At 48.9% G+C, this 21,953-nt stretch carries 22 protein-coding genes; 19 read left to right on the forward strand and 3 right to left on the reverse strand.

Features of this window, described 5'->3' with window-relative positions; genetic code table 11:
* Window positions 1-6 precede the first annotated feature (6 nt).
* Window positions 7-840 carry an MBL fold metallo-hydrolase gene (locus ACR9FF_RS14015; protein ID WP_435172103.1) on the reverse strand — a complete coding sequence of 278 codons (834 nt, stop codon included), beginning with the start codon at window positions 838-840 and terminating at the stop codon, window positions 7-9.
* A 105-nt stretch (window positions 841-945) separates the two neighbouring features.
* Between ACR9FF_RS14015 and ACR9FF_RS14020 the strand changes: the two genes are divergently transcribed.
* The 4 genes from ACR9FF_RS14020 (at window position 946) to ACR9FF_RS14035 (ending at window position 5,087) form a co-directional block, all read left to right on the forward strand.
* Window positions 946-1,839: a manganese catalase family protein gene (locus ACR9FF_RS14020; protein ID WP_435171794.1), complete on the forward strand. Its 894-nt coding sequence runs from the start codon at window positions 946-948 to the stop codon at window positions 1,837-1,839.
* 74 nt (window positions 1,840-1,913) lie between these two features.
* Window positions 1,914-3,926: a Na+/H+ antiporter gene (locus ACR9FF_RS14025; protein WP_435171795.1), complete on the forward strand. Its 2,013-nt coding sequence runs from the start codon at window positions 1,914-1,916 to the stop codon at window positions 3,924-3,926.
* A 59-nt stretch (window positions 3,927-3,985) separates the two neighbouring features.
* Complete coding sequence (locus tag ACR9FF_RS14030) at window positions 3,986-4,543, forward strand: NADPH-dependent FMN reductase (RefSeq protein WP_435171796.1); 558 nt, start codon at window positions 3,986-3,988, stop codon at window positions 4,541-4,543.
* A gap of 4 nt (window positions 4,544-4,547) precedes the next feature.
* Window positions 4,548-5,087: a GNAT family N-acetyltransferase gene (locus ACR9FF_RS14035; protein ID WP_435171797.1), complete on the forward strand. Its 540-nt coding sequence runs from the start codon at window positions 4,548-4,550 to the stop codon at window positions 5,085-5,087.
* 113 nt (window positions 5,088-5,200) lie between these two features.
* Here ACR9FF_RS14035 and ACR9FF_RS14040 read toward each other — a convergent pair whose 3' ends face one another.
* Window positions 5,201-6,166 carry a substrate-binding domain-containing protein gene (locus ACR9FF_RS14040; RefSeq protein WP_435172105.1) on the reverse strand — a complete coding sequence of 322 codons (966 nt, stop codon included), beginning with the start codon at window positions 6,164-6,166 and terminating at the stop codon, window positions 5,201-5,203.
* 164 nt (window positions 6,167-6,330) lie between these two features.
* On the opposite strand from ACR9FF_RS14040, the gene modA reads away from it, so the two are divergent.
* The 6 genes from modA to ACR9FF_RS14070 all read left to right on the forward strand — a co-directional run bounded on the left by modA (window position 6,331) and on the right by ACR9FF_RS14070 (window position 13,676).
* Window positions 6,331-7,122 carry a molybdate ABC transporter substrate-binding protein gene (modA, locus tag ACR9FF_RS14045; RefSeq protein ID WP_435171798.1) on the forward strand — a complete coding sequence of 264 codons (792 nt, stop codon included), beginning with the start codon at window positions 6,331-6,333 and terminating at the stop codon, window positions 7,120-7,122.
* A 105-nt stretch (window positions 7,123-7,227) separates the two neighbouring features.
* Window positions 7,228-7,608: a hypothetical protein gene (locus ACR9FF_RS14050; RefSeq protein ID WP_435171799.1), complete on the forward strand. Its 381-nt coding sequence runs from the start codon at window positions 7,228-7,230 to the stop codon at window positions 7,606-7,608.
* Between the two features lie 114 nt (window positions 7,609-7,722).
* Entirely contained in the window at window positions 7,723-9,219 is a 1,497-nt protein-coding gene (locus ACR9FF_RS14055; protein ID WP_244935512.1) for a spore germination protein, read from the forward strand.
* Between the two features lie 5 nt (window positions 9,220-9,224).
* Window positions 9,225-10,322 (forward strand): GerAB/ArcD/ProY family transporter, encoded by a 1,098-nt coding sequence (locus ACR9FF_RS14060; RefSeq protein ID WP_435171800.1) that lies wholly within the window; start codon window positions 9,225-9,227, stop codon window positions 10,320-10,322.
* Complete coding sequence (locus tag ACR9FF_RS14065; RefSeq protein ID WP_435171801.1) at window positions 10,315-11,421, forward strand: Ger(x)C family spore germination protein; 1,107 nt, start codon at window positions 10,315-10,317, stop codon at window positions 11,419-11,421. Before ACR9FF_RS14060 ends, ACR9FF_RS14065 begins: the two co-directional genes overlap by 8 nt.
* Window positions 11,422-11,507: 86 nt before the next feature.
* Complete coding sequence (locus ACR9FF_RS14070; RefSeq protein ID WP_435171802.1) at window positions 11,508-13,676, forward strand: S-layer homology domain-containing protein; 2,169 nt, start codon at window positions 11,508-11,510, stop codon at window positions 13,674-13,676.
* Window positions 13,677-13,729: 53 nt separating this feature from the next.
* Here the strand turns inward: ACR9FF_RS14070 and ACR9FF_RS14075 are convergent, their stop codons facing one another.
* Window positions 13,730-14,155 carry a hypothetical protein gene (locus ACR9FF_RS14075; RefSeq protein WP_201008055.1) on the reverse strand — a complete coding sequence of 142 codons (426 nt, stop codon included), beginning with the start codon at window positions 14,153-14,155 and terminating at the stop codon, window positions 13,730-13,732.
* A gap of 156 nt (window positions 14,156-14,311) precedes the next feature.
* On the opposite strand from ACR9FF_RS14075, the gene ACR9FF_RS14080 reads away from it, so the two are divergent.
* The 9 genes from ACR9FF_RS14080 to metE all read left to right on the forward strand — a co-directional run bounded on the left by ACR9FF_RS14080 (window position 14,312) and on the right by metE (window position 21,788).
* Complete coding sequence (locus ACR9FF_RS14080; protein ID WP_435171803.1) at window positions 14,312-15,049, forward strand: MFS transporter; 738 nt, start codon at window positions 14,312-14,314, stop codon at window positions 15,047-15,049.
* A 27-nt stretch (window positions 15,050-15,076) separates the two neighbouring features.
* Window positions 15,077-15,508 carry an MFS transporter gene (locus ACR9FF_RS14085; protein ID WP_435171804.1) on the forward strand — a complete coding sequence of 144 codons (432 nt, stop codon included), beginning with the start codon at window positions 15,077-15,079 and terminating at the stop codon, window positions 15,506-15,508.
* Between the two features lie 66 nt (window positions 15,509-15,574).
* Window positions 15,575-16,372: a DUF2935 domain-containing protein gene (locus tag ACR9FF_RS14090; RefSeq protein WP_201008053.1), complete on the forward strand. Its 798-nt coding sequence runs from the start codon at window positions 15,575-15,577 to the stop codon at window positions 16,370-16,372.
* 119 nt (window positions 16,373-16,491) lie between these two features.
* Entirely contained in the window at window positions 16,492-16,959 is a 468-nt protein-coding gene (locus tag ACR9FF_RS14095) for a hypothetical protein (RefSeq protein WP_435171805.1), read from the forward strand.
* An 82-nt stretch (window positions 16,960-17,041) separates the two neighbouring features.
* On the forward strand, window positions 17,042-17,179 hold the full coding sequence (locus tag ACR9FF_RS14100; RefSeq protein ID WP_435171806.1) for a hypothetical protein: 138 nt from the start codon (window positions 17,042-17,044) through the stop codon (window positions 17,177-17,179).
* A 12-nt stretch (window positions 17,180-17,191) separates the two neighbouring features.
* A complete protein-coding gene (locus ACR9FF_RS14105) occupies window positions 17,192-17,905 on the forward strand; it encodes an AAA family ATPase (RefSeq protein WP_317979343.1) in 714 nt (237 codons plus the stop codon).
* 25 nt (window positions 17,906-17,930) lie between these two features.
* Window positions 17,931-18,476, forward strand: a complete 546-nt coding sequence (locus ACR9FF_RS14110; protein WP_435171807.1) for a GrpB family protein — start codon at window positions 17,931-17,933, stop codon at window positions 18,474-18,476.
* A gap of 13 nt (window positions 18,477-18,489) precedes the next feature.
* The gene (locus tag ACR9FF_RS14115; RefSeq protein WP_127491999.1) at window positions 18,490-19,398 is read left to right on the forward strand and encodes a LysR family transcriptional regulator; all 909 of its coding nucleotides are present in this window, start codon (window positions 18,490-18,492) and stop codon (window positions 19,396-19,398) included.
* A 101-nt stretch (window positions 19,399-19,499) separates the two neighbouring features.
* A complete protein-coding gene (gene metE, locus ACR9FF_RS14120; RefSeq protein ID WP_435171808.1) occupies window positions 19,500-21,788 on the forward strand; it encodes a 5-methyltetrahydropteroyltriglutamate--homocysteine S-methyltransferase in 2,289 nt (762 codons plus the stop codon).
* Window positions 21,789-21,953: the final 165 nt, after the last annotated feature.

Here is a 21,953-nt window from a genome sequence, read left to right on the forward strand (position 1 = left end):
TTTCTGTTATTGAACATACTTCCCATGCTCCGGAACCGCAAGGATATCGAAATTGCGAGTCAAATTATCCAGGCTGCTAGAGAGCAAGTCACCCTTCATCGGCATCCCGTGCCCGGTGACGGCAACGGCTGGCTTTAAAGCCTCTAGCTTGCGGACCGATTCGGCAGCCGCCTTCCAATCCGTCGTTAAATAACGCGGTGGACCGTTTAATTCAAGCTCTTGCGTGATAACGCTCCACATCGATTCTTGCTTGACGGTCACGAAAGCATCTCCGGCGAGTAAGGTTCGGTCGCTGTCCCGGAAGAAAGACACATGTCCGGGTGAATGTCCAGGGGTATGAAGCCAACGCCAACCCGCGAGATGGGGAACCGAGCCGTCTTCCGGCAGGGTCGTTAGATGATGGCCCAGGTTGATCGCATCGACGGGAAACAGTGGGGAGAGCTTCGCTACCAGTCCGCTATCCACGGAAGGGTCAGGCTCCGGGTAATTGCGTTGACCCGTGAGGTAGGGCAGCTCATCCGGATGGGCATAAACAGGCACGTTCCAATGTTCGACCAGTTCCACAATCGATCCGACGTGATCGAAGTGACCGTGAGTAAGAAAAATCGCTTCAGGTCTTGCCCCGGGACCAAAGCGCTCTTCTGCTTCCCCGATAATGGTATCGGCCGCATGCGGCATGCCGGCATCGACGAGGACCCAGTTTTTTTGCCCGGGCATCCCTATAAAACAGACATTCACGATTTGGACGGTCAGACAATGCAAGTCGGGCAGAACCTCCTGGCCCTTGCCGCTTTTAATTGAAGTAACCGGGAGGTAATGATAATCCTCGCCGTAGGTCATATCTTCATGCTCGTGCACGGGTATCCCTCTCTTTCCTGATTGCCCGTAATGTGTCCCATTTCCCGGCATATCATTACCATCGAATGAAATACTCTCCTGAGACGCATGCTATTATCGCTTAAGCCAACTAAAGGAGGTTTCACCTTGTATTTCTACAAACAAGATTTGATTAACATAATCGTACCGGATAAACCCGATCCTGCTGCCGCGAAAGTCCTGCAAGAGGCATTGGGGGGCCATTACGGCGAGATGCGCACGATGATGCAATATTTTTTCCAAAGCACGAACTTTAGAGGGAAAGCGACGCAATACCGCGACTTGATTAGAGGTGTGTTCTTGGAGGAAATCAGCCATGTTGAGCTGGTGCAGACAACGATTAATCAACTCTTGACTGGTTCAGGGGAAGAAATTCCGGGTAATGCTGGTATAGATCATGCTCCGCTTGATGAAGCGGTGAAGCATGCAAACCCGCATCACTATATAGTTGGCGCACAAGGTTCATTGCCTGTGGATGCCGGCGGCAATCCGTGGCTTGGCAATTATGTGTACAATCATGGCAACTTGATTGCCGATCTGCTGGACAATCTGGTGCTTGAATCAACAGGAGTGCTGCAAAAATCAAGGATATACGAGATGAGCTCCAATAAAGCCTTTCGCGAAACCATTGCTTTCCTGATCGTCAGGGATAACGCCCACCAGAATGCGTTTGCCAAGGCACTCGAAACGCTTGGCGTAAGCTGGGGCAATCTGTTCCCCGTACCGAATTACGATATCAACAAATATCCGGAATGCCGGAAATACGTCGAAAAGGGCTTCCATAACGCCCAATTCAACTTCAGACTGGACGATACGAGAATTGCCGAAGTTTACAGCGGCAAATCGCCTAGCCGAAACGGCGGTGAGCTGAAGGTTACTCCGCCACCGGAAGGTTATCCGGTACCCTATAATCCCGAGCTGCCTAACGAGCACGCTCCCGGACTGACGGACATGGGCAGGTAGCAAGAAGAACGGAAGGGATCGATCGCAATATGCGGCTGGTCCCTTTTGTAATACAAAAAGAAGGGGGAGCCCGCTTGGAAATTTTTATTATCGTACTCGTTATGCTTGTCTTGATTGGCGTGTCCAATGTCCTTTATCGCTATATTCCATTCGTGCCGGTTCCGCTAATCCAGATTGCCCTCGGAGCCGTTATTGCCGTTATTCCGATTGGGTTCCATCTGCATCTGGAGCCGGAGTTATTCTTTATCCTGTTCATCGCTCCGCTCTTGTACAACGACGGAAGAAACACGCCGCGCGATGAGCTGTGGAGGCTGCGTGCTCCTATTTTGCTGCTGTCCGTAGGGCTGGTGTTCGCAACGGTTGTAGTGGTCGGCTATACGATTCATTGGATGATACCAACCATTCCTATTGCCGCGGCCTTTGGCCTTGCGGCCATTCTGTCTCCTACGGACGCGGTTGCCGTAGGAGCCTTGGCCGGCCGGATCCAGCTGCCCAAAAGCTTGATGCGCTTATTGGAAGGCGAGGCTCTAATGAATGACGCCTCCGGTCTTGTCGCCTTCAAATTCGCAATCGCAGCAGCGATGACAGGGGTATTCTCGTTGCAAAAAGCAACATTCAGCTTTATTGTTATTGCCGTTGGCGGGCTTCTGGTCGGTGCAGTGCTTGCTTTTCTCATTATCGGAATCCGGCAGCTGCTCAGAAGGGCGGGACTGGAGGACGAGACGATGCATATGCTGCTGCAGCTCGTTACGCCGTTTCTGCTCTATCTTATCGCGGAAGAGCTAGGCGTGTCCGGTATCCTTGCCGCGGTTGCCGGCGGAATCGTCCATGCCATCGAGGATGACCGGGTTGATCACAGCATGCCAAGGTTGAAGGCGGTATCCATCAATACCTGGTCGGTAATCCTGTTTATATTGAACGGGCTTGTTTTTGTTATTTTGGGTCTTCAAATCCCGCAAGTCACCTCGGTAATCTTTAAGGATCCGGCCATTAATAACGGGGTCGTCATTGGTTACGCGGTCGTTATTTTTGTGCTGCTGCTGGTACTGCGGTTCGTCTGGACTTTTCTGTTCACCTGGTTTGGAAAAGATAAGCTTAGTCTTAAAGTCATCGTTCTTACGACGGTTTCCGGTGTGCGGGGAGCCGTTACGCTTGCCGGTGCTTTCTCGATTCCGCTTGTGCTGAACAACAATGATCCGTTCCCTCAAAGAGACTTAATTATTTTTCTCGCCGCCTTTATTATTCTGTTGTCGCTTCTGTCGGCCAGCATTTTGCTGCCGCTTATTGCGAAAAAACGGATAGTAGCGGACGAATCCGAGAAGGCCCATGAGGAGAGGGAATGGCAAATGAAAGTGATGGGGGCAGCGATCCGGCATTTGGAACGCGTCACCCATGAGGCGAATGAAGAGGCGATCGAGTCCGTTATTGCCGAGTACCGCAGGATGATCCTGGAGCTGGAGATGCGCGAGAACCAGAACAGACCGCTGCCGCGACGCCGTCAGCAGGAGCTGGAAATGCGGATTGTGGCGCTAGATATCGAGCGGAAATACGTAAACGAGCAGCTTGAGAACGGTTCGATTAGCGAGAAGCATGCGGATTTCTACTATAAGATGCTGGATCAGATCGAGCTGATTTTGGCCAACCGGCTTCACCTATGGCGAATGGTGCTGAAGGGGCTATGGAGCAAAGTAAAAGCGAATTTTACAAGCGCGGGCCGAAAATTAGCGTTCTCCGAAGCGGATATTGCAACGCTCCGCGGTCTAAGGCTTCAATGCTCCGAGGCGGTCCTTGAAGAGATGGATGCCAGATGCCAGCCCGATACGAAAGACGATCCGACGGAATGCGTAACGGCGTATTATCATCAGATCATCAAGCGAATGAAGGCGATGCCGGTTCATACGAAGAACAAGACTCAGGACTTCAACGAAGCGCGGAAGGAGCTGCACTGGATTGCGATTCAAGCCGAAAGGGATGAGGTTCAAACCTTGTACGAGAAAGGAACTATCGACCGGGAGCTGGCTTCGAATCTGCGTCGGCATATCCGGGACCGCGAGGCGGCTATGTACGAGGAGGATGAAATCGGTTAATCTTAAAGTTGTGCTCTATTTTGCACAGTATACTTAAGATTGAAGGAGAGATGCACACCATGACGCAATCCTATCATATTGTTGGCCTGACCGGCAGCTTGCGCAAGGCTTCCCTGAACAAAACGTTGTTAAAAAACGCGGCGGTGTTTCTACCGGAAAATTATACATACACCTACGCCGAGCTTGGCGACCTGCCGCTCTATAACCAGGATCTCGAGGAGGATTTGCCGGAATCCGTCAAGCAGTTCGCCGAGCTGTGCAGCTCCGCGGACGGCTTCTTGATCAGTACTCCCGAATATAACGGTCTGATTTCCGGCGTGCTCAAGAACGCACTCGATTGGGTATCCCGGAAAAATATCGGTGCCCCGCTTGCGACAAAGCCGGTTGCGGTTATGGGTGCTACACCAGGCCCGAGCGGCACGGCCCGCGCGCAAACAAACCTGCGCCAGCTCATTTTCGCCCTGGATATGGATCCGGTGAACCGTCCCGAGCTGAAGCTTGCCCAGGCGCATATGAAATTCGATGATGAAGGCCGGTTAACGGACTTTGCCATCTTGCAGGTGCTGCAGCAATTAATGGATAAATTCATCCATAAAATCGAGCGATCGAAGGAATAGCGGCATGAATAAGAGCGGGATTTATTTGCGTATGCTTGAGCCCGAAGATGCCAGGCCTATGCTCGATTTGAAGCTGAGGAACCGAGCTTTCTCCCAGCCATTCGAACCGATCAGAGGGGATGAGCATTATACGCTCGAGGAGCAGATGAAGGATATCGGCAACGGAATTTCGGCGGCGCAGCAGGGAACGGCTTATATTTACGGCGTATTTCTGACGGAAACGGATGAGCTGATTGGCCGGATTGCCCTCACGAGTGTCACCCGCGGCGTGTTTCAGAATGCATATATGGGCTACTTTATCGATCAAGCTCATAATGGTCGCGGTTATGCCACCGCTGCCGTAGAGGAAATGGTTGGCATAGCCTTCCACGATCTTCATCTTCATCGCATTCAGGCAAGCGTAATGCCAATTAACGGGCGTTCCCTCCGGGTCCTCGAAAAAGCCGGCTTCCGGCAAGAAGGACTAGCCCGGCGTTATCTGAAAATAAACGGGGAATGGGAAGACCATCTCTTATTTGCCATCACGAAAGAAGACTTGCTTTAATAAAAAGAGGCTGTGCAGTTATCCTGCACAGCCTCTTCTTCTTATTCCCTCTAAAAGGTTAAAAGCAAATGGAGCATTTCATGAATGTGTAATTTGCCTTTTAACCTCCCCCGTCAAGTTTCTAACAAAACCTGGCCCGTCAAAGACAAATCATAACCGGATATGGACCGAAGCTCGTTCTGAAAAGCAGGGGAGTTGAGGATGCCGAGCACGGCTGCGATCCATGCCATATTCTCCGGCTTCTTCAGCAGCACCAAATCATACTGCTCTTGAATGAGCGGAACAAAGTCTACATTGCCCACGATAGTAGCGGCTTTCTCAATGCCAACCCCAACATCGGCTTCCCCCGAAGCTACCTTCCCTGCAACCCCGATATGATTGCTTTCCTCATGTTCATAGCCGGAAAGCTGATCTGCCTTAATTCCGTGAAGCCGCAGCTGTTCGTCGAGCAGAACCCGGGCGCCGGAGCCCTTCTCCCGGTTTGCGAACCGGATGCCCGGTCGTCCAAGATCGGCCCACCCGCCAAGCTGAAGCGGATTTTCCTTAGCGACATACAAGCCGGCGCGGCGTTTAAGCAAATGAACCACTTTATAGGAGGAGCCAATCAGTAATCTCCGGATGTAGGGGAGGTTGTACTCTCCCGAATCGCCATCCAGCAGATGGGTGCTGACAATGTCCGATTCTCCTTTATACATCGAAATCAAGCTATCCAGACTGCCTACATACGAGCGCAGGGGACGGATGCCTGGTATCTGTTTCTCCATATGCTTCGCTAGAAGATCAAGACTGACATCTTGACCGGTAATGACGATTGGGCGGCTTCCGCCAACGGGGAAGCTAGGCACGGACTGTGTGGTAGGATGAGCGGCAGGATGTGCGGGTGCAGCATATTCCGTTCCTTTTCCCGCGTTTTTTGTTTTCAGTTTATAAGCTTCAAGATCGGATGCGTCTACCCGCATCTGCTTGCCGACACGGTAGGAGGGCAGCTCGCCTTTTTTGATCAGATCATAAACGGTAAGCTTGGATACTTTAAGAATCTGGGCGATTTCTTCGGTTGTATAGGAAATATCATCGGCCATTAAAGTCTTCACCTTCAATTCAACGGTTTGGCCATATTGTAACATAACAAACAACTCTATTGTGCTCCGGCAACAAAAAGTCAATCCTCTATTGGATTGCATAATGATATATGGTATAAACTAGTTATAAATAGATATAAGTAGATATATTTGGAGGGGATGGGATGAGAAGAAAGCTTAAAAGCAGTTTGGTTTTATTAGGTCTGGTCATTATCATTCTGGTTATGGCAGCTTGTGCAAAAGAAGAGCCTCAAACGAAGGTTGAGCTAACCATATCCGCGGCGGCCAGCTTGACGGATGCTCTTAACGACATTCAGAAAAAGTACGAGGAAAAAAATCCGAATGTGAAGCTGAATTTCAACTTTGGCGCTTCGGGCGCTCTGCAGCAGCAAATTGAACAAGGAGCTCCGGCCGATCTGTTCCTGTCCGCTGCAGCGAAAAATTTGAAGGCACTGGTGGATAAGCAGCTTATCGATACGGATAAACAAACGAATCTGCTCAGCAATGAGCTTGTTGTAGTCGTTCCGGCTGATAGCGGCATTGCGCTTGCAACGGAAAACGATCTCACCAAAGCGGAAGTGAAGCATCTAGCGATTGGCATTCCGGAAAGCGTACCGGCAGGCAATTACGCGAAAGAATCGTTGACGAAAACGAAGCTGTGGGATTCCCTGCAAGCCAAGTCCGTGCAAGGCAAGGATGTTAGACAAGTCCTCCAATACGTCGAGACGGGTAACGCGGATGCGGGCTTTGTGTACAAGACGGATGCCTTGACATCGGATAAAGTGAAAATCGCGTTTAACGTAGATCCGGCAACCTACACGGCTATCCAGTATCCGATCGGAATCGTGAAAGCGACAAAGCACAGCAAGGAAGCGGAAGATTTCTACGCGTATTTGCAATCGCAGGGAGCGCTTGACGTGTTCGTGAAATACGGCTTCTCTGTACCTGCAAAATAATAGAATTAACAAAAGAACGGCAGCTCCCGTTCTTTTTTATTTGGTTTGTTTTACACGGGCAGTCAATCGGATTAAACTGGAAATTAGCGAGAAGGGGAGGTATTCATGCGTAAAGTTTTTGTTGCCGCGGTTATTTTATTTGTTCTGGCTGTTATGATTGTATCCCGTAAGAGTGAGGAAGGGTTCCGGATTACGGTCCATAATCAATTGGATCAGGAGATTATCCAGTTGACTTTCGTCTATCCCAACGGTTCGCAAACATTCGAAATGAAGGCTCATTCGGACCAAAAGCTTCACGTTTATCCCCAAAACTTTGGAGAAGGCTCCATCACCCTGCAGTATGAGGATAAGCTGACGAAACAGGAAATTACGATTTTTGGCTATATCGAAAATAATTATAGGGGAAAGGCTGATGTCACGATTGATTCGATAGCGGACAATGGTGAGCTTCAGGCTACGGTAGAAACAGAAGACCATCTTTATTAAGCTGCATATATTATAGTTTAGAAGCCGCGATCTTTCGATCGCGGTTTTTTTTGGTTAATTTTCAGGAAGATTATGCAAACTAAGATTTATTCTATCCTTGGCAGGTGAGTGCGGATGACATTTTCTAAAGCGTTGCGAAACATGATCGTTAAGGAATCGGCGAGCCAAACCAATCAAGATGATCAGTCTCCGCCCGAACAAGACTCCAAGCCGCCGACGCTCGCCCATACGTTGGAGGAGTTCGTTGACTGCAGCGATATTACGCACCGTACGTTTCCGGATCATCAAATCGATCTCGTGTATTTCGATCAATTGACGGATAAGGATAAGCTCAGCCGGCATATTTTGTCTCCACTGTTGAGCGGCAGCGACGAGGATGTTGCCAAGATGGTGAAGCATCTGCAGCCTTTTAAAACAACCAGCAGCAAAACGCTGATTCTGGATGTTTTATCAGGCGGCATAGCGGTGTTTCACGGTCCGGATGCTTACGTATTCGATGTCTACAGCCCGGAAGCCAGGGCAATTAGCCAATCCGAGACGGAAACGGTCATTACAGGCCCGCATGATGCTTTCACCGAGCAGATCAATACAAGTCTCGCGATGATTCGCGCCAGGCTAAAGAGCTCTCATTTGAAGGTCATTAAGCTCTCGGTTGGCGAGGTTTCCAAAACGGACGTGTACCTGCTCTATATAAAGGATATCGTCAACATGAAGTTCGTTGAAGAAGCCAAAAAGCGCATTCAGCAAATCGAGGTTGATGCCATACTCGATACGAACATGCTTATCCAGTACATGGATGACAATAAATATTCCATCTTCCCTCAGTATCTGACTTCCGAGCGGCCGGACGCGATTGTCTCGAAGCTGGTAGCCGGACGCGTGGCGGGAATCGTGGACGGCAGCCCCTCGGTACTATCCTTGCCCACATCGTTTTTCGAGTTTTTCTCTTCATCGGACGATTACTATCAGCGTTGGATTCTGGGCAGCGCCATCAGACTGCTTCGTTTCATTGCGTTCGTGATAACGATCAGCTTTACCGCTTTGTACGTATCCGTTACGACGTTTCATTACGAGATGATTCCGGAAAATCTGCTCATGACGTTAACGGAATCACGGAGCAGGGTGCCTTTCCCTCCTTTATATGAAGCTTTATTAATGGAAGTTACCATTGAGCTGCTTCGCGAAGCGGGAGCCCGGCTTCCAACCAAAATCGGTCAGACGATTGGTATCGTTGGCGGTATCGTGATTGGACAGGCAGCCGTGCAGGCGGGGTTGACCAGCAACATTCTTATCATTGCCGTTGCATCATCTGCCATTGCTTCATTCGTCATTCCGAGTTACGTGATGAGTGCATCGATCCGGTTAATCCGGTTTGGACTTATCATGTTAGCCGGTTTCTTGGGCAATCTCGGACTGGTGTTCGGCATTGCGGCTATCGTCATTCACTTGTCGGGTCTGACCAGCATGGGAACGTCGTATCTCAACCCGGTTGCCCCGTTCAAGCCAAAAGATTGGAAGGACATCTTTATTCGAGCTCCCTTCACAGCCTTGCGGGAAAGACCTTCGCAAAGCTCTTCCCCAAATGTGATGCGAAATAAAACCAAGGAGTGACCCTTATGAATACGGAGACGAAGGAAAAGCTCTCTCCATTCCATACCACCATCCTCGTTCATATGATTCAAACGGGTGTCATGGCTTTAATACTTCCGCAGCTGCTCGCGGAGACCTTCGGCACAAACGGATGGGTTACGGTGCTGGGGTTTGGTCTTATAGCCACCGTAAATATTCTTTTGATTGGGGCGGTATATAAGCTGGGGAAAGGGCGGTCGATCTTTCAAATCCTGCAGCAGTCGATCCCCAAGTTTATGCTGGTACCCGTTTATTTAGCTTTAGCTATCGTATGGATCATGCTTGGCTGCATGGCGGGGAAGGAATATATTCTTATTTTCCAGATGTACGCATTCCCGACTACGGATCCTATGGAATTCAAATTCATCATGGATCTCCTTGTCTTCTGGCTGCTAACGAAAGGCTTGTACAATATTACTAAAGCTTCTACCGTATTCTTTTGGCTGTTTGTGTGGATGTTCTTTCTGCTGTTCTTTTTCTATACGGATTTCAGCTGGTCCAGGCTTACGCCATTCTTATTCAAGGGAGGACATTTCACTTATCTTGAAAGCCTGGATATTTATTCGTCGCTTCTAGGTTACGAGGTTGTACTTCTCATGTTTGCGTATACAAACCAGAAGACAAAGTTCGTAAAATCGGTCTTGATCGGCAATGGCATGACCACTCTGACTTATTCCTATCTCTCGATCGTTACGTTTGGGATCTATAGTCTCGAACAATTAAAGAACAAGGCTTTTCCCGTGCTTGAAATGTTGGCCTATATTCGTTTTCCGTTTATGGAGAGGATGGAGAATTTGCTGTACGGTTTTGTTTTGTTTACCGTCTTATTCTCGATCCTGATGTACGAGTGGTGTGCTTTGGAGGTGCTGAAGCAAATTTTTCCCAAGCTGAAAGCAAACTTTCTCGCTTTTATCGTTATGTTGACATGCTTTCTAATCGCTTATATTCCGGAGACGCTAAACGAGGTTGGGGATTGGCTAAGTACGCTAAGCATGATCGAATGCGGGATTGCGTTTGGTCTGCCTATTTTGCTATTGATTGTGCTTATGTTTCAGAATATGGGGAGAAGTCCTGCTCATGAATAAATTACCGATTAGCTTACTGGCGATTTTGATGCTTGCCGTCCTTCCCGGATGCGACTATCGGATATTGGAGCGAATAGGTTTTACCTACGCGGCCAGCTATGATACGGCTCCGGAAAATCAGGTGGAAATTACCGTCAGTATACCGAGAGCCGAGCCGACGATAAAAGTGAAAAGGGAGGTCCATTCCGCAATCGGACAAAGCTCAAAAGATGCGAGAGTTAAATTTGCGAACGAAACAGATCTGCTTCTCGTTAACGGACAAATCCGAGTGCTGCTTTATTCGGAGGCGCTCGCCCGCAAAGACCTGGCGAATGAAATAAACAGCATATTAAGGGACACCTCGATTTCCCCGTTGGTCAAGGTCACTTTAGTAAACGGGAACGCAAAGGATATGCTGATCAAAAACTACAAGCAGCATTTGTCTACCGACAAATACATTAACCGCCTTCTTGAGAAATCGAGCAACAACAACCGTATTCCGAAAACAACTCTATACGAGTTCGAGCGGGATTATTACGATGACGGGATTGACCCGATTGCGCCTATTTTGAAAGAAAAGGGGGAAGATATTACCGTTGATGGCATTGCTTTATTTCAGGATTATAAATATGTTGCCAAAATCCCTAATCGTGACGCCTTGTTGTTCTCCATATTGCGGGGGAAATTCAAGAAAGGGGACATGAGCTTGGTCTTGAGCGGAGGGGGAGACGGGAGTTCACCGGAATATATCATGTTCACTTCCGTACTCAGTGACCGCAAAGTGCGTGTGGAACGCAGAGCCGGCGGCACCATGCATGTAACGATCAATGCCAATTTCAAAGGCTCCGTACACGAATACATCGGGAATAACAAACTTAGCATTGACGCGCAACGGCATGAGGTGGAGAGTAAAGTCTCCGAGATCATGACCGAAAGCGCAAATCGACTTGTAAAGCAGCTGCAGCTGCACAAGGTGGACAGCCTTGGCATCGGCATTCATGTCCGCAACAGCATGTCATACGAGGCATGGAAAAAGCTGGACTGGCGAGAAGAGTATCAGAAGGTTGAAGTTGAATGCAAGCTTCATTTTAAAGCGAAAGATTATGGGAAAATAAGGTAGAAATAACAATCTGCCATCTTTCCGATCGGGTAAAACTCTTGTATGATATTGCCGTATCATTCTGTTATTGATAGGAGCGTATATCCTTGAAAACCCTGATCACCCGTCTAACCCCGCTAGTCATTGCAGCTTCCTTGTTATCGCCGGTATCCACACTTCACGCGGCCAGCAGCTCGCAGCAATTCAATGATCTTGCCGATCTGGCGCCAGAGATGAAAGCGAAGCTGGACGCTTTAATCGCAGCGGATATTTTTAACGGAACCAGCACGGATACTTTTGGACTTGATCAAACGATGACAAGAGCGCAGCTTGCTGTTGTATTGGCTCGAGCTATGAATTTAAACACATCAATGGTTGCCAATACTTCCTTTACGGATATACCGGCGACGAGTTATGCTTCCTCGTATGTTGAAGCTGTGAAAAAGGCCGGCCTCATGAATGGTATCGGAAACGATGGCTTTAATCCAAACGGCAATGTAACCAAAGAGCAGCTTGCCGCGGTTCTTGTCCGCTCGCTTGGGGAACAGTCAAGCATTGGAGATAAGGTAAACGGTACCGTTTCCGATTGGGCACAAGGGTACGTCTCCGAAGCCCTGAAAATGAAGTTAGTGGAAGCGACCGATGATTACGCTAATCAAAACGCAAATCGTGAAGATCTGGTTAATGGCATTTATGGAACGTTGCAGCAATATTCGGAGAAGGACAAGCTTTCGCTGATTGGTGGCAAGCAGCTTGGTGCCAAAAGTCTGTACGTGAACTTCAATCAGCACACGGATCCTTCAACGATCAGTTTTAGCGTAACCGTGAATGGGGCGGAGGTTAAGGCAAATGCCAATCCGGATGCGCTTAACGGTTATATTCTACGCTTTCCGGACCATTTGACAGCAGGCACATATAGCGTGAAGGTCAGCAGCTCGCAATCGGAAGTAAGCAATTCCTCCGTGCAAGTGAAGGTTCAGGAAGAATATCCTGTCGGCATTCAAATGACAGGCAGCGATACGCTCCCAAGCTCAGAGCAAGCTATTATTCCGTTTGAGGTTAAAAATCAGTTTGGCGAAGCGATGAACTATCCTTCCTCGAAGCTGAAGCTTTACTCGTCCGAAAAAAGTGCTTTAATTAACGATGATCTACAAGCTATAGTGATGGACACGACATCCTACAAGTATGATTTTGATCTCATTCATGTGTATCTTTACTTAGATGCTTCACCAGGCATCTCAGTGACAAAAATGTTCAAGGTTGGACAAGCTTCAATTGCCTCCGCAGTGAGAAATGTGACGATTCGCAATGCAAAAGGAAATGCCGTCTCCAGCTTAACGCAAGGTCAGAGCTATTACATGAACTTCGATGTATTGGACCAATACGGGACACCGATTTCCTTGAAGTCCTTAGCTGCTGCAAAGGTAACTGCAACTGTCAGCGATACGGACCTTCTTACGGCAGGTCCGATCCAGGCAGCGGCTTCTTCGGACGAAGCCGATTTTACGATTCCTTTAATCGTTCGATACCCGGAAAAGGACACGGATGTAACGGTTGCTTTAACCACGGAAGGGCAAAATAGGTCAACATATACTATTCGCATCGCAGGAGTCCCAAAATCGGTAACATCCCCAAACCCTCCGGTTGTTACGCCCGAAGCTCCTCGTCTAAGCGAGGTTACGCATCAGACTACCGCCGGCGGACAAATTTTTGCGACGAGCAGCCAGAAAGGATTCGTGTATTTACTTCCAGGCGGTCCGGAGGCAAATTCTACGATGGAGTCCATTATGAACCGCTCCAGCGAGGAGGGAGGACTAGCAGTAACGGCTGAAGCTGGTGTTCCTCTTTCATTGTCAACCGAAAATTTGGAACAGGGCGAATATGTTCTATATGCGGTAAATCCGGATACCGGACTTATCTCCGAGCCGGCATTAGTTACTTTGACGCCAGCTCCGGCGGATACTTCTGCACCTGTAATTACGGGCGTTCAGGATACGGAGTTTTTAAGTACGGAGACGAAGGAATTGAAGGCTACAAGCTCAGAGGATGGCTTTTTATATTTGGTTCAGGCGGATGTTGGGGTTTTGGGTTCGCCATCATTAGAAATGCTTGATCTTTACGCGACAGGCTCCGGTTTGAAGGTGGAGGTATCGGCTGGGGAGGAAGCAACGATTACGGTAGAGGCAGGGAGCTTTATTCCGGGATATTATACTTTCTTCGCCGTAGACGAGTCAGGAAATATTTCAACGGCTGCCGGTACGATTATTGTCCGCTAAAACAAATAGCAAACCCGCTGCAGGCACCAGCCTGCAGCGGGCTTTTTTGTGTCTTATTGCATCGAGCGGTATGGCGTCGAATGCATGCTATCGTTATGGGAGTTGAAGTTCGAATACGAATGTTGCGGCTGCTGCGATGCATATCCCGTGTTGTAGGACGGAGTATGGGTATTAAAGGATTGCGAAACCGAGGAGTTGAATTGCGTATGAATCATGCTCTCCACTTGTCTGCAAATTTGCGATACTTGCTGAAGCTGTTGAATAGCTGTTTGGTGGCCTTGAAGAGCGGTTTGGATGATTTGGGCTGCTTTTTGCTCGCGTGCCGCGAGTTCTTCAAGACGTTGCGCATTTTGCTGCTCTTGCTGAAGCAGCATTTGATAATTTTGGCTGGCTTGCTGCGTTTGGTTAACCAGCTGTTGAATCACTTGCTCACATTGATGAAGGGATTGGCTTGCTTGATTGTTGTTTGAAAATTGCATGTTCTGAAATTCCTCCTTTGGTTTGACGAACACGTATAGAATCCCTTTCGTGGCGATAACTATTCAAATTTTTTGTCCGACATAAATCGAACGGGAAAGGGTCATTCTAATAAGCGGTGCTCGATTTAATCCCGACTTGTTTACTTGGAGGAAATCATGGAGAAGAAGAAGCAGTTGGATCTGGCTTCCATCGCAACAATTCCTTTAACAATGACCTTGGCGAACTCAATATTGATCCCTGTCCTTCCTTCCATGCAGAAAGCGATGGGAATAACAGCAGTGCAATCCAGTTTGTTAATTACGGCTTATGCCGCTGTCGCAATCTTGTTTATTCCCATTGCCGGATACCTCTCTGACCGCATCGGCAGGAAAAAAGTGATTTTGCCAGGGCTGCTGCTGGTTGCGGCGGCAGGCGCCTTTTGCGGCTTTGCCGCTATATCGTTCGATAAACCTTATGCTCTTGTTATGACGGGAAGGTTGTTTCAGGGATTAGGTGCGGCAGGCTGCTTCCCGGTCGTGCTTCCGCTTGTCGGTGATTTATTCAAGAAGGAAGAGGACGTAAGCAGCGGACTTGGTCTTGTCGAAACGGCAAATACGTTCGGCAAAGTGCTGGCCCCAATCATTGGCTCTGCTTTAGCTATGTGGACCTGGTATATGCCATTTTGGTTTATTCCGGTATTCAGCCTGATATCGTTTATTCTGGTAGCCGTATGGGTTAAGGCACCCAAAGATAAAAAGCCGGCTGTTCCTTTTGGCCAATTTGTCCGGGATGTCATCTCTTTGTTTCGGGAAAAGGGAAGATGGATATGGGGCGTTTACGTAGCGGGCGGAATCAATATGTTCGCTATTTTTGCCTCCTTGTTTTATTTATCGGAGATTCTGGAGGAACGGTGAAGTCACGGTATATTGAAGGGCTGTCTCGTGGCTATCCCGCTCGCGGCCTTGTGTTCCACCTCATGGGCGATTGGCAAATGGATCGGACAGAACAAGAAATTGATGAAATGGATCAGCGTAATTGGCTTTATTGAGGCCGCAGGCAGCCTTATATTTTTGGCATTTGGGGGAAGGGACTTTATTTGGTTCATTATTATCCTCCTTTTCGTTGGCTCTATTGGCCTTGGAGCCGCATTGCCGAGCCTCGATGCTTTGTTGACGGAAGGTATCGAGAAGGATCAACGCGGCACGATCACGTCCATTTACAGCAGTATCCGATTCCTTGGTGTTGCGGCGGGGCCTCCCTTAGCCGCGTTGCTGATCGCGCATTCGAAATCTTCCTTATTCTGGCTGCTAACCGCTTGCTGCGTTGCCGCCGCTCTTATCGCTCTTTTTACGATTAAGCCAAAGCAGGCTTAAACGTTATATCCGGGCAGATCCCTTCATACCTTCTTAAGGAACGGTACCGGAGGAGGGATCAGCGTTTTGGCCAAGTCTGAATGGTATGAGCACCGCTTTTGGCTGCAGATTTTGGGTGATCACGGGAGGTTTATTTTAAATACTTTATCGCCTGTTGAGAGCAATGATATCAAGCTTGCCAATTATTTTATAACGGCCTTCGACCAGTTACTCGAGTATGCAAGGCAGTCCTCATCCGAGACGGATTGCTTGTCCATCAGCAGACAGGCACTCGAATTGACGATCGAATTACGGTCGTTCAAGCTGAGTTTGCTGGAGAGAGCCTTGTTAGGAAAAGTGAAAATCATGCTGACTCCGACTTTTCTCAACCATATGGTCAACGAGCTGGAGGAATATCTTCGTATATTGAAGGAGCTTGTTGCAGGCAAGCCGGTTCCCGTATTCGATGCCCTTCATCATGATTTCTTGTGGCTGCCGGATGCGGCCGGTCATGCGGCTGCCATAGGCAGTGACCTTGATTTTGTTGAGAAGCCGCTGATCAAGCAGACTCAACTATTCGAAGAACGCTTTAATCAGCTGTACTTAAAAAGTATCGAAATGGCTGGTTACATGAGAACGGAATTGAAGGATTTTCCCGCATTCCGCAGGCTCCATAAAGAAGTGGATGTGGAGATGAAGCTATTTGTAGCTTTTCTCAAAGAGCTCGAGGAGCTTGAGGTAACCGATGAGGTACTTGACCGGATCAGCCCGTTAATGCCAGATCATATGATGCGGGAAGAGTGTTATTACCTTACGAAGCTGGCTCAGCTTGGACTGGTGCCGAACCCGAACTGCCAGGCGGATAAACCGAGGGTTCAACCCTGACGCTGGAATGACTATCTCGTGATGAGATAGTCATTTTTTTATGGCGAATGAAACATAGGGAAACCATGAAACGTTCAAGGTATATGTTTTTATTTTCCATATAAAGGAGTCTGAAGGGCATGATGAAACAAATGATGCTTGCTGCGGCGTTTGTTACGTTGTTAAGCGGTTGTGGCTCGAATAACGGGGAGCAGGTACAGCAAGTTCGATATTCCATAGGCGATCAAGAGGTTATGCTCAAAGGACTGCAGGATATCAAGTTATTCGGACAGAAAGAAGAAAACGGTTTATTCAAGGAGATCTCGGTCACGACATTGGCCGGGTCCAAGTCATTTCCTTGGTCCAATGTAACCAACCCAGCGTATTATCCGGCAATAGAGGTTGCTGATCTGAATGAGGACGGCGATAATGAAATTATAATTGTCTTGACGAAGGGGTATGGGACAGGCGTAAATGCACAAGAGCTCCATATTTTAAAAGAAGATGATCTATCGGAGTTAACGGTCGAGAATCCCCTCCATTACATAATCAAGCATTCTCATTCCAGTATTCAGAGCATAGGCGACAAGGTGAAGGTCACGGTTTGACGTTGACGGTCAAACCTATAACAAGGACTACGCGAAATCTGCCGCCGGCACCTGGAATGATAAAATATGGTTTGGTAACGTCTTGAATTACGCAGTGATGGATAACAAGCTGGTAGCGTTCGTACCCGGAAACCTATCCCCTGCGGAATACCCGTTCACGATTAAGCTCGAATACGGGAAGGATCTTAAGGTAGCCGGATCAACGATAATAGAGCAGTAGGAGTTGAGGCTTGTGTTTCTTAGAAGCGTAGAGATCAGGCGGGATGAATCTATCAATGAACGGGAATATCCGTTCACGATTCCGGCGATCAAGTCGATGGACAGGCTGCATTTCCGTTCAAACGTAACGTTTCTCGTTGGCGAGAATGGCTCGGGCAAATCGACCTTGCTTGAGGCCATTGCTTATCAATGCGGTTTCCATACGGCTGGCGGAGGAAGGAACAACGCTTACGAGGTGGATGCTTCATCGGCGATACTGGGCAACGCCATCAGGCTGGCTTGGATGCCCAAGGTGACGAACGGGTTCTTCCTGCGCGCGGAAACCTTTTATCATTTTGCGTCTTATATCGACACGCTTGATCCCGATGTATTAAGCAATTACGGAGGCCGGTCCTTGCACAAGCAATCGCATGGGGAAGCTTTCCTGTCGCTGTTCAAGCACCGGTTCGGCAAAAAAGCCATCTATCTCCTTGACGAGCCCGAGGCGGCGTTATCCCCGGCTAGACAGCTGGCTCTTATGCGCGTTATTAAAGATTTATCGGAGGATGCCCAGTTTATAATCGCGACGCATTCCCCGATTCTGCTGGGGTATCCCGATGCGCAAATCTATAATTTCGATGAGCAGCCCATTGAGGAAATCGCTTATGAAGATACGCTGCATTACATTTTGACTCGCAGATTTCTCGAGAACCGGAAGACGGTGCTCAAGGAATTGTTTGAAGACTAATGGACAGTAAGGGGAGATTGCAAGCGTGGAGGACCAATGGAGAATTGCTGCGCATAATCCGCTGTGGCATGACATGTTCCGGGAAACAGCCGAAAAACTGAGAGAAGCCCTAGGCGACATTGCATTAAGAATTGATCATATCGGTTCAACCTCCATCAGCGGTTTGGATGCGAAGCCTATTATCGATATTCAAATTTCCGTTTCCCGATTGGGCGAGCTGGTTGGTTATAAATCCAGGCTTGAACAGCTCGGATTCGTTTATAGGGAAGACAATCCCGACTTGTCAAAGCGATACTTCAGAGAAGCTCCCGGCAATTGCAGAACACATATTCACGTAAGGCAATCAGGGAGCTTTTCGGAGCAGATGAACCTGTTATTCCGTGATTATTTGCGGCAGCACTCGGAGGATTGCCTGCGTTATGGGCAAGAAAAGCACAGGTTAATGGAGCAGTACAAGCATGAACGGATGAAGTATGTGGAAGGCAAAGGTCCTATCGTATGGGACATTCTTCATAAAGCGCATCTCTGGTCGCAAGACATCGGCTGGCAGCCTGGCGAGACAGATAAGTAGAGGAGGGACAACGTTGACGTTAACTCAACTAAAATACATTATCGAAGTCGCGAACCGCGGTTCGATTAACGAAGCGGCGAAGAGGCTGTTTATTTCCCAGCCAACGCTGTCGAACGCGATTAAGGATCTGGAGGAAGAGCTACAGCTAGCGATATTCGAGCGTTCGAATAAAGGGATTTCCCTTTCCAAGGAGGGAGTCGAGTTTCTCGGTTATGCCCGTCAGGTAGTGGAGCAGGCAGAGCTGCTGGAGGGCCGTTATTTGAACAAAAAGCCTTCTCCGCAGCATTTTTCGGTGTCCACGCAGCATTATGCTTTTGCCGTAAATGCCTTTGTAAGTTTGGTGCAGGAATACGGACAAGAGGAATACGAGCTGTCGCTACGGGAGACGAAGACTTACGAAATTATCGAGGACGTTAGAAGCCTGCGGAGCGAGATCGGCATCCTTTATCTGAACGAATTCAACGGCAAGGTAATCAATAAGCTGCTGAAAGACTCGAACCTTCATTTTACGAGCTTGTTTACGGCCAAGCCGCATATTTTCATCAGCATCAAGAACCCTTTGGCGAAGCAAGCCAAGGTAACGATTGACCAGCTGGACGAATATCCGTATCTGTCCTTTGACCAAGGGGAGTACAACTCCTTCCATTTCGCGGAGGAGATTCTCAGTACGTTATCGCATAAGAAAAGCATCCGGGTTAACGACCGCGCGACGTTGTTTAACCTTCTGATCGGGCTGAACGGTTATACGATTTCGACCGGAGTTCTTAGCGCGGATCTGAACGGGAACGAGATTATTCCAGTGCCGCTTGATACCGACGAGACGATTAATGTGGGCTGGATTGCTCACAGGAGCACCGCGTTGTCCAAGCTGGGAACCGCCTATATCGAAGCCTTGCATCAGGCGATACCGCCGGCTCCATGATATAGCTATTGGCTATAACTAGATATAGCATTTTACAGTTACACTATAACTCGAAATCCATGATATCTTTCTTGTAACAAATATTGAGGAGTTGTTGCAAGATGGCAAAGAGCAGTGTATTGGGGTACCCTCGAATCGGTGAAAACCGTGAATGGAAAAAAGCGCTGGAAGCATTCTGGGCAGGCAAGCTGGAGGAATCCGAGCTTCACAAACAGCTGCAGGAAATTCGCTTGAACCATCTGCGCAAACAACAGGACAAAGGCATCGACTTCATTCCGGTGAATGACTTCAGCTACTACGATCAAGTATTGGATACAGCCGCCATGTTCGGAATCGTTCCGAAGCGGTTCGCCTATAACGGAGGTCCGGTTCCGATTTCCGTCTATTACGGTATCGCCCGCGGCACGAAAGACGCTGCTGCAAGCGAAATGACGAAATGGTTCAACACGAACTACCATTACATTGTTCCGGAGTTCTATGGCGCTCAGCCGGCTCTTACGGAAAATAAACCGCTTATCGCTTACCGCGAAGCGAAAGAAAAGCTCGGCATCGAAGGCAAGCCGGTTATTCTTGGGCCGTTCTCCTTCCTCAAGCTGTCGAAGGGATATGGCCGCTCCGAGGTGGACTCCTGGCTCTCGATCCTTCTAAAGCTGTATGTGCAGGTTCTTCAAGAGCTTGCGGCCGAAGGCGTTCAATGGGTACAGATCGATGAGCCGGTGCTTGTGACGAAGCTGAGCAATGACGACGTGGCCCGCCTGAGAACGGTATACGGCAAAATCGCCGAAGCGGTACCCGGTCTGAACATTATGCTGCAGACTTACTTCGAATCGGTTGATCAATACAAGGAAATCGTTAACCTGCCTGTACAGGGCGTTGGCTTAGACTTCGTGCACGGATTAAAAGGCAACTTGTCCGCGATTCGCCAATACGGCTTCCCTGCAGACAAAGTGCTTGGCGCCGGCGTGATTGACGGCCGCGGCATTTGGAAGGCATCGCTTGGGAAAAAGCTGGAGCTCTTGAAGGAGCTGCAAGGTCTTGTACCGGCTGACAAGCTGCTCGTTCAGACTTCCTGCAGCCTGCTGCATGTCCCTGTTACGACAAAGCCCGAGACCAAGCTTCAGCCTGAGCTGAAGAATGCACTTGCCTTCGCGGATGAAAAGCTGGACGAGGTCGTTCTGCTTACCCAAGCCTTGAACAATGGCGAAGCATCCGTTGCCGAAGCGCTTGCGTCGAACCAGTCGGATGTTGGGGCATTGGAGCAGTCCGCTTCCCGGAACCGTTCGGATGTTCAATCCGCGGTAGCGCGCATTGAATCGCAAGTACCGGCAAGAAAATCCCCGTTTGCGGAACGCAACTCGGCTCAGCAGGAGAAATGGCAGCTGCCGTTGTTCCCGACCACAACGATCGGAAGCTTCCCGCAATCGACGGAAGTACGCAAGGCGCGCCAGTCTTGGCGCAAAGGCGAATGGAACAACGAGCAGTATTCGAGCTTTATTCAGGACCAGATTGATGCTTGGATCAGCTATCAGGAGGAAATCGGTCTTGACGTACTGGTACACGGCGAGTTTGAACGGACGGACATGGTTGAATTTTTCGGCGAGAAGCTTGAAGGCTTTGCGTTTACTCAAAACGGATGGGTGCAATCCTACGGCTCCCGCTGCGTGAAACCTCCGGTTATTTTCGGAGACGTTGCTTTCAAGGAAGCGATGACGGTCGAAGAAACCGTGTATGCGCAATCCAAAACAGACCGTCCGGTAAAAGGCATGCTTACGGGGCCTATCACGATTATGAACTGGTCCTTCGTCCGCGACGATATCGAGCGCGAGCAAATTGCTTATCAGCTTGCTTATGCTCTCCGCCAGGAGGTGGAAGCGCTTGAGAATGCCGGCATCGGCATGATTCAGGTGGATGAGCCGGCCGTGCGAGAAGGCCTTCCGCTGAAAGAAGAAGAGCAGAAGCCTTATCTGGATTGGGCGGTTAAAGCGTTCCGCATGACAACCTGCACCGTTTCGGACACGACGCAAATTCATACTCATATGTGCTACTGCGAATTCCATGACATGATTGATTCGATCGAAGAGATGGATGCGGACGTTATCTCCATCGAGACTTCCCGCAGTCACGGCGAGCTGATCCACAGCTTTGAAGTGAATACGTACAAGCATGGCATCGGCCTTGGCGTTTACGATATTCACAGCCCTCGCGTACCGGATGTTCAGGAAATGACCAATATGATTGACCGCGCGCTTCAAGTTCTTGATCCTAAGCTATTCTGGATTAACCCGGATTGCGGATTAAAGACACGCGGCAAGGAAGAAACCATCGCTTCGCTGCGCAACATGGTCGAAGCCACCAAGCTGGCGCGTGATAAGTTTACCGTTAAGGCATAAGATGATTCCGGAGACTCTACCAGATCGATTGGTAGAGTCTCTTTTTGAGTCATTTTATCTTTTTTTTTATATTTGGGCTCAAGGTGTTACAAAATAGAGTTGATAGCCGTCTTATACATGTCAACGTTAAGCCCGGGGCAAGCGTTAAGGCAATTGAATATCAAG

The organism is Paenibacillus glycanilyticus (genome assembly GCF_051200795.1).
GTDB lineage: Bacteria > Bacillota > Bacilli > Paenibacillales > Paenibacillaceae > Pristimantibacillus > Pristimantibacillus glycanilyticus.

Excerpts from the sequence above, each read along its gene's own strand:
- ACR9FF_RS14050 (WP_435171799.1), top strand. The coding sequence starts at position 7,228 with ATGCGTAAAGTTTTTGTTGCCGCGGTTATTTTATTTGTTCTGGCTGTT.
- modA (WP_435171798.1), top strand. The coding sequence starts at position 6,331 with ATGAGAAGAAAGCTTAAAAGCAGTTTGGTTTTATTAGGTCTGGTCATT.
- ACR9FF_RS14065 (WP_435171801.1), top strand. The coding sequence starts at position 10,315 with ATGAATAAATTACCGATTAGCTTACTGGCGATTTTGATGCTTGCCGTC.
- ACR9FF_RS14020 (WP_435171794.1), top strand. The coding sequence starts at position 946 with ATGCTATTATCGCTTAAGCCAACTAAAGGAGGTTTCACCTTGTATTTC.
- ACR9FF_RS14035 (WP_435171797.1), top strand. The coding sequence starts at position 4,548 with ATGAATAAGAGCGGGATTTATTTGCGTATGCTTGAGCCCGAAGATGCC.
- ACR9FF_RS14015 (WP_435172103.1), bottom strand. The coding sequence starts at position 840 with ATGACCTACGGCGAGGATTATCATTACCTCCCGGTTACTTCAATTAAA.
- metE (WP_435171808.1), top strand. The coding sequence starts at position 19,500 with ATGGCAAAGAGCAGTGTATTGGGGTACCCTCGAATCGGTGAAAACCGT.
- ACR9FF_RS14060 (WP_435171800.1), top strand. The coding sequence starts at position 9,225 with ATGAATACGGAGACGAAGGAAAAGCTCTCTCCATTCCATACCACCATC.
- ACR9FF_RS14075 (WP_201008055.1), bottom strand. The coding sequence starts at position 14,155 with ATGCAATTTTCAAACAACAATCAAGCAAGCCAATCCCTTCATCAATGT.
- ACR9FF_RS14095 (WP_435171805.1), top strand. The coding sequence starts at position 16,492 with ATGATGAAACAAATGATGCTTGCTGCGGCGTTTGTTACGTTGTTAAGC.
- ACR9FF_RS14040 (WP_435172105.1), bottom strand. The coding sequence starts at position 6,166 with ATGGCCGATGATATTTCCTATACAACCGAAGAAATCGCCCAGATTCTT.
- ACR9FF_RS14080 (WP_435171803.1), top strand. The coding sequence starts at position 14,312 with ATGGAGAAGAAGAAGCAGTTGGATCTGGCTTCCATCGCAACAATTCCT.
- ACR9FF_RS14055 (WP_244935512.1), top strand. The coding sequence starts at position 7,723 with ATGACATTTTCTAAAGCGTTGCGAAACATGATCGTTAAGGAATCGGCG.
- ACR9FF_RS14030 (WP_435171796.1), top strand. The coding sequence starts at position 3,986 with ATGACGCAATCCTATCATATTGTTGGCCTGACCGGCAGCTTGCGCAAG.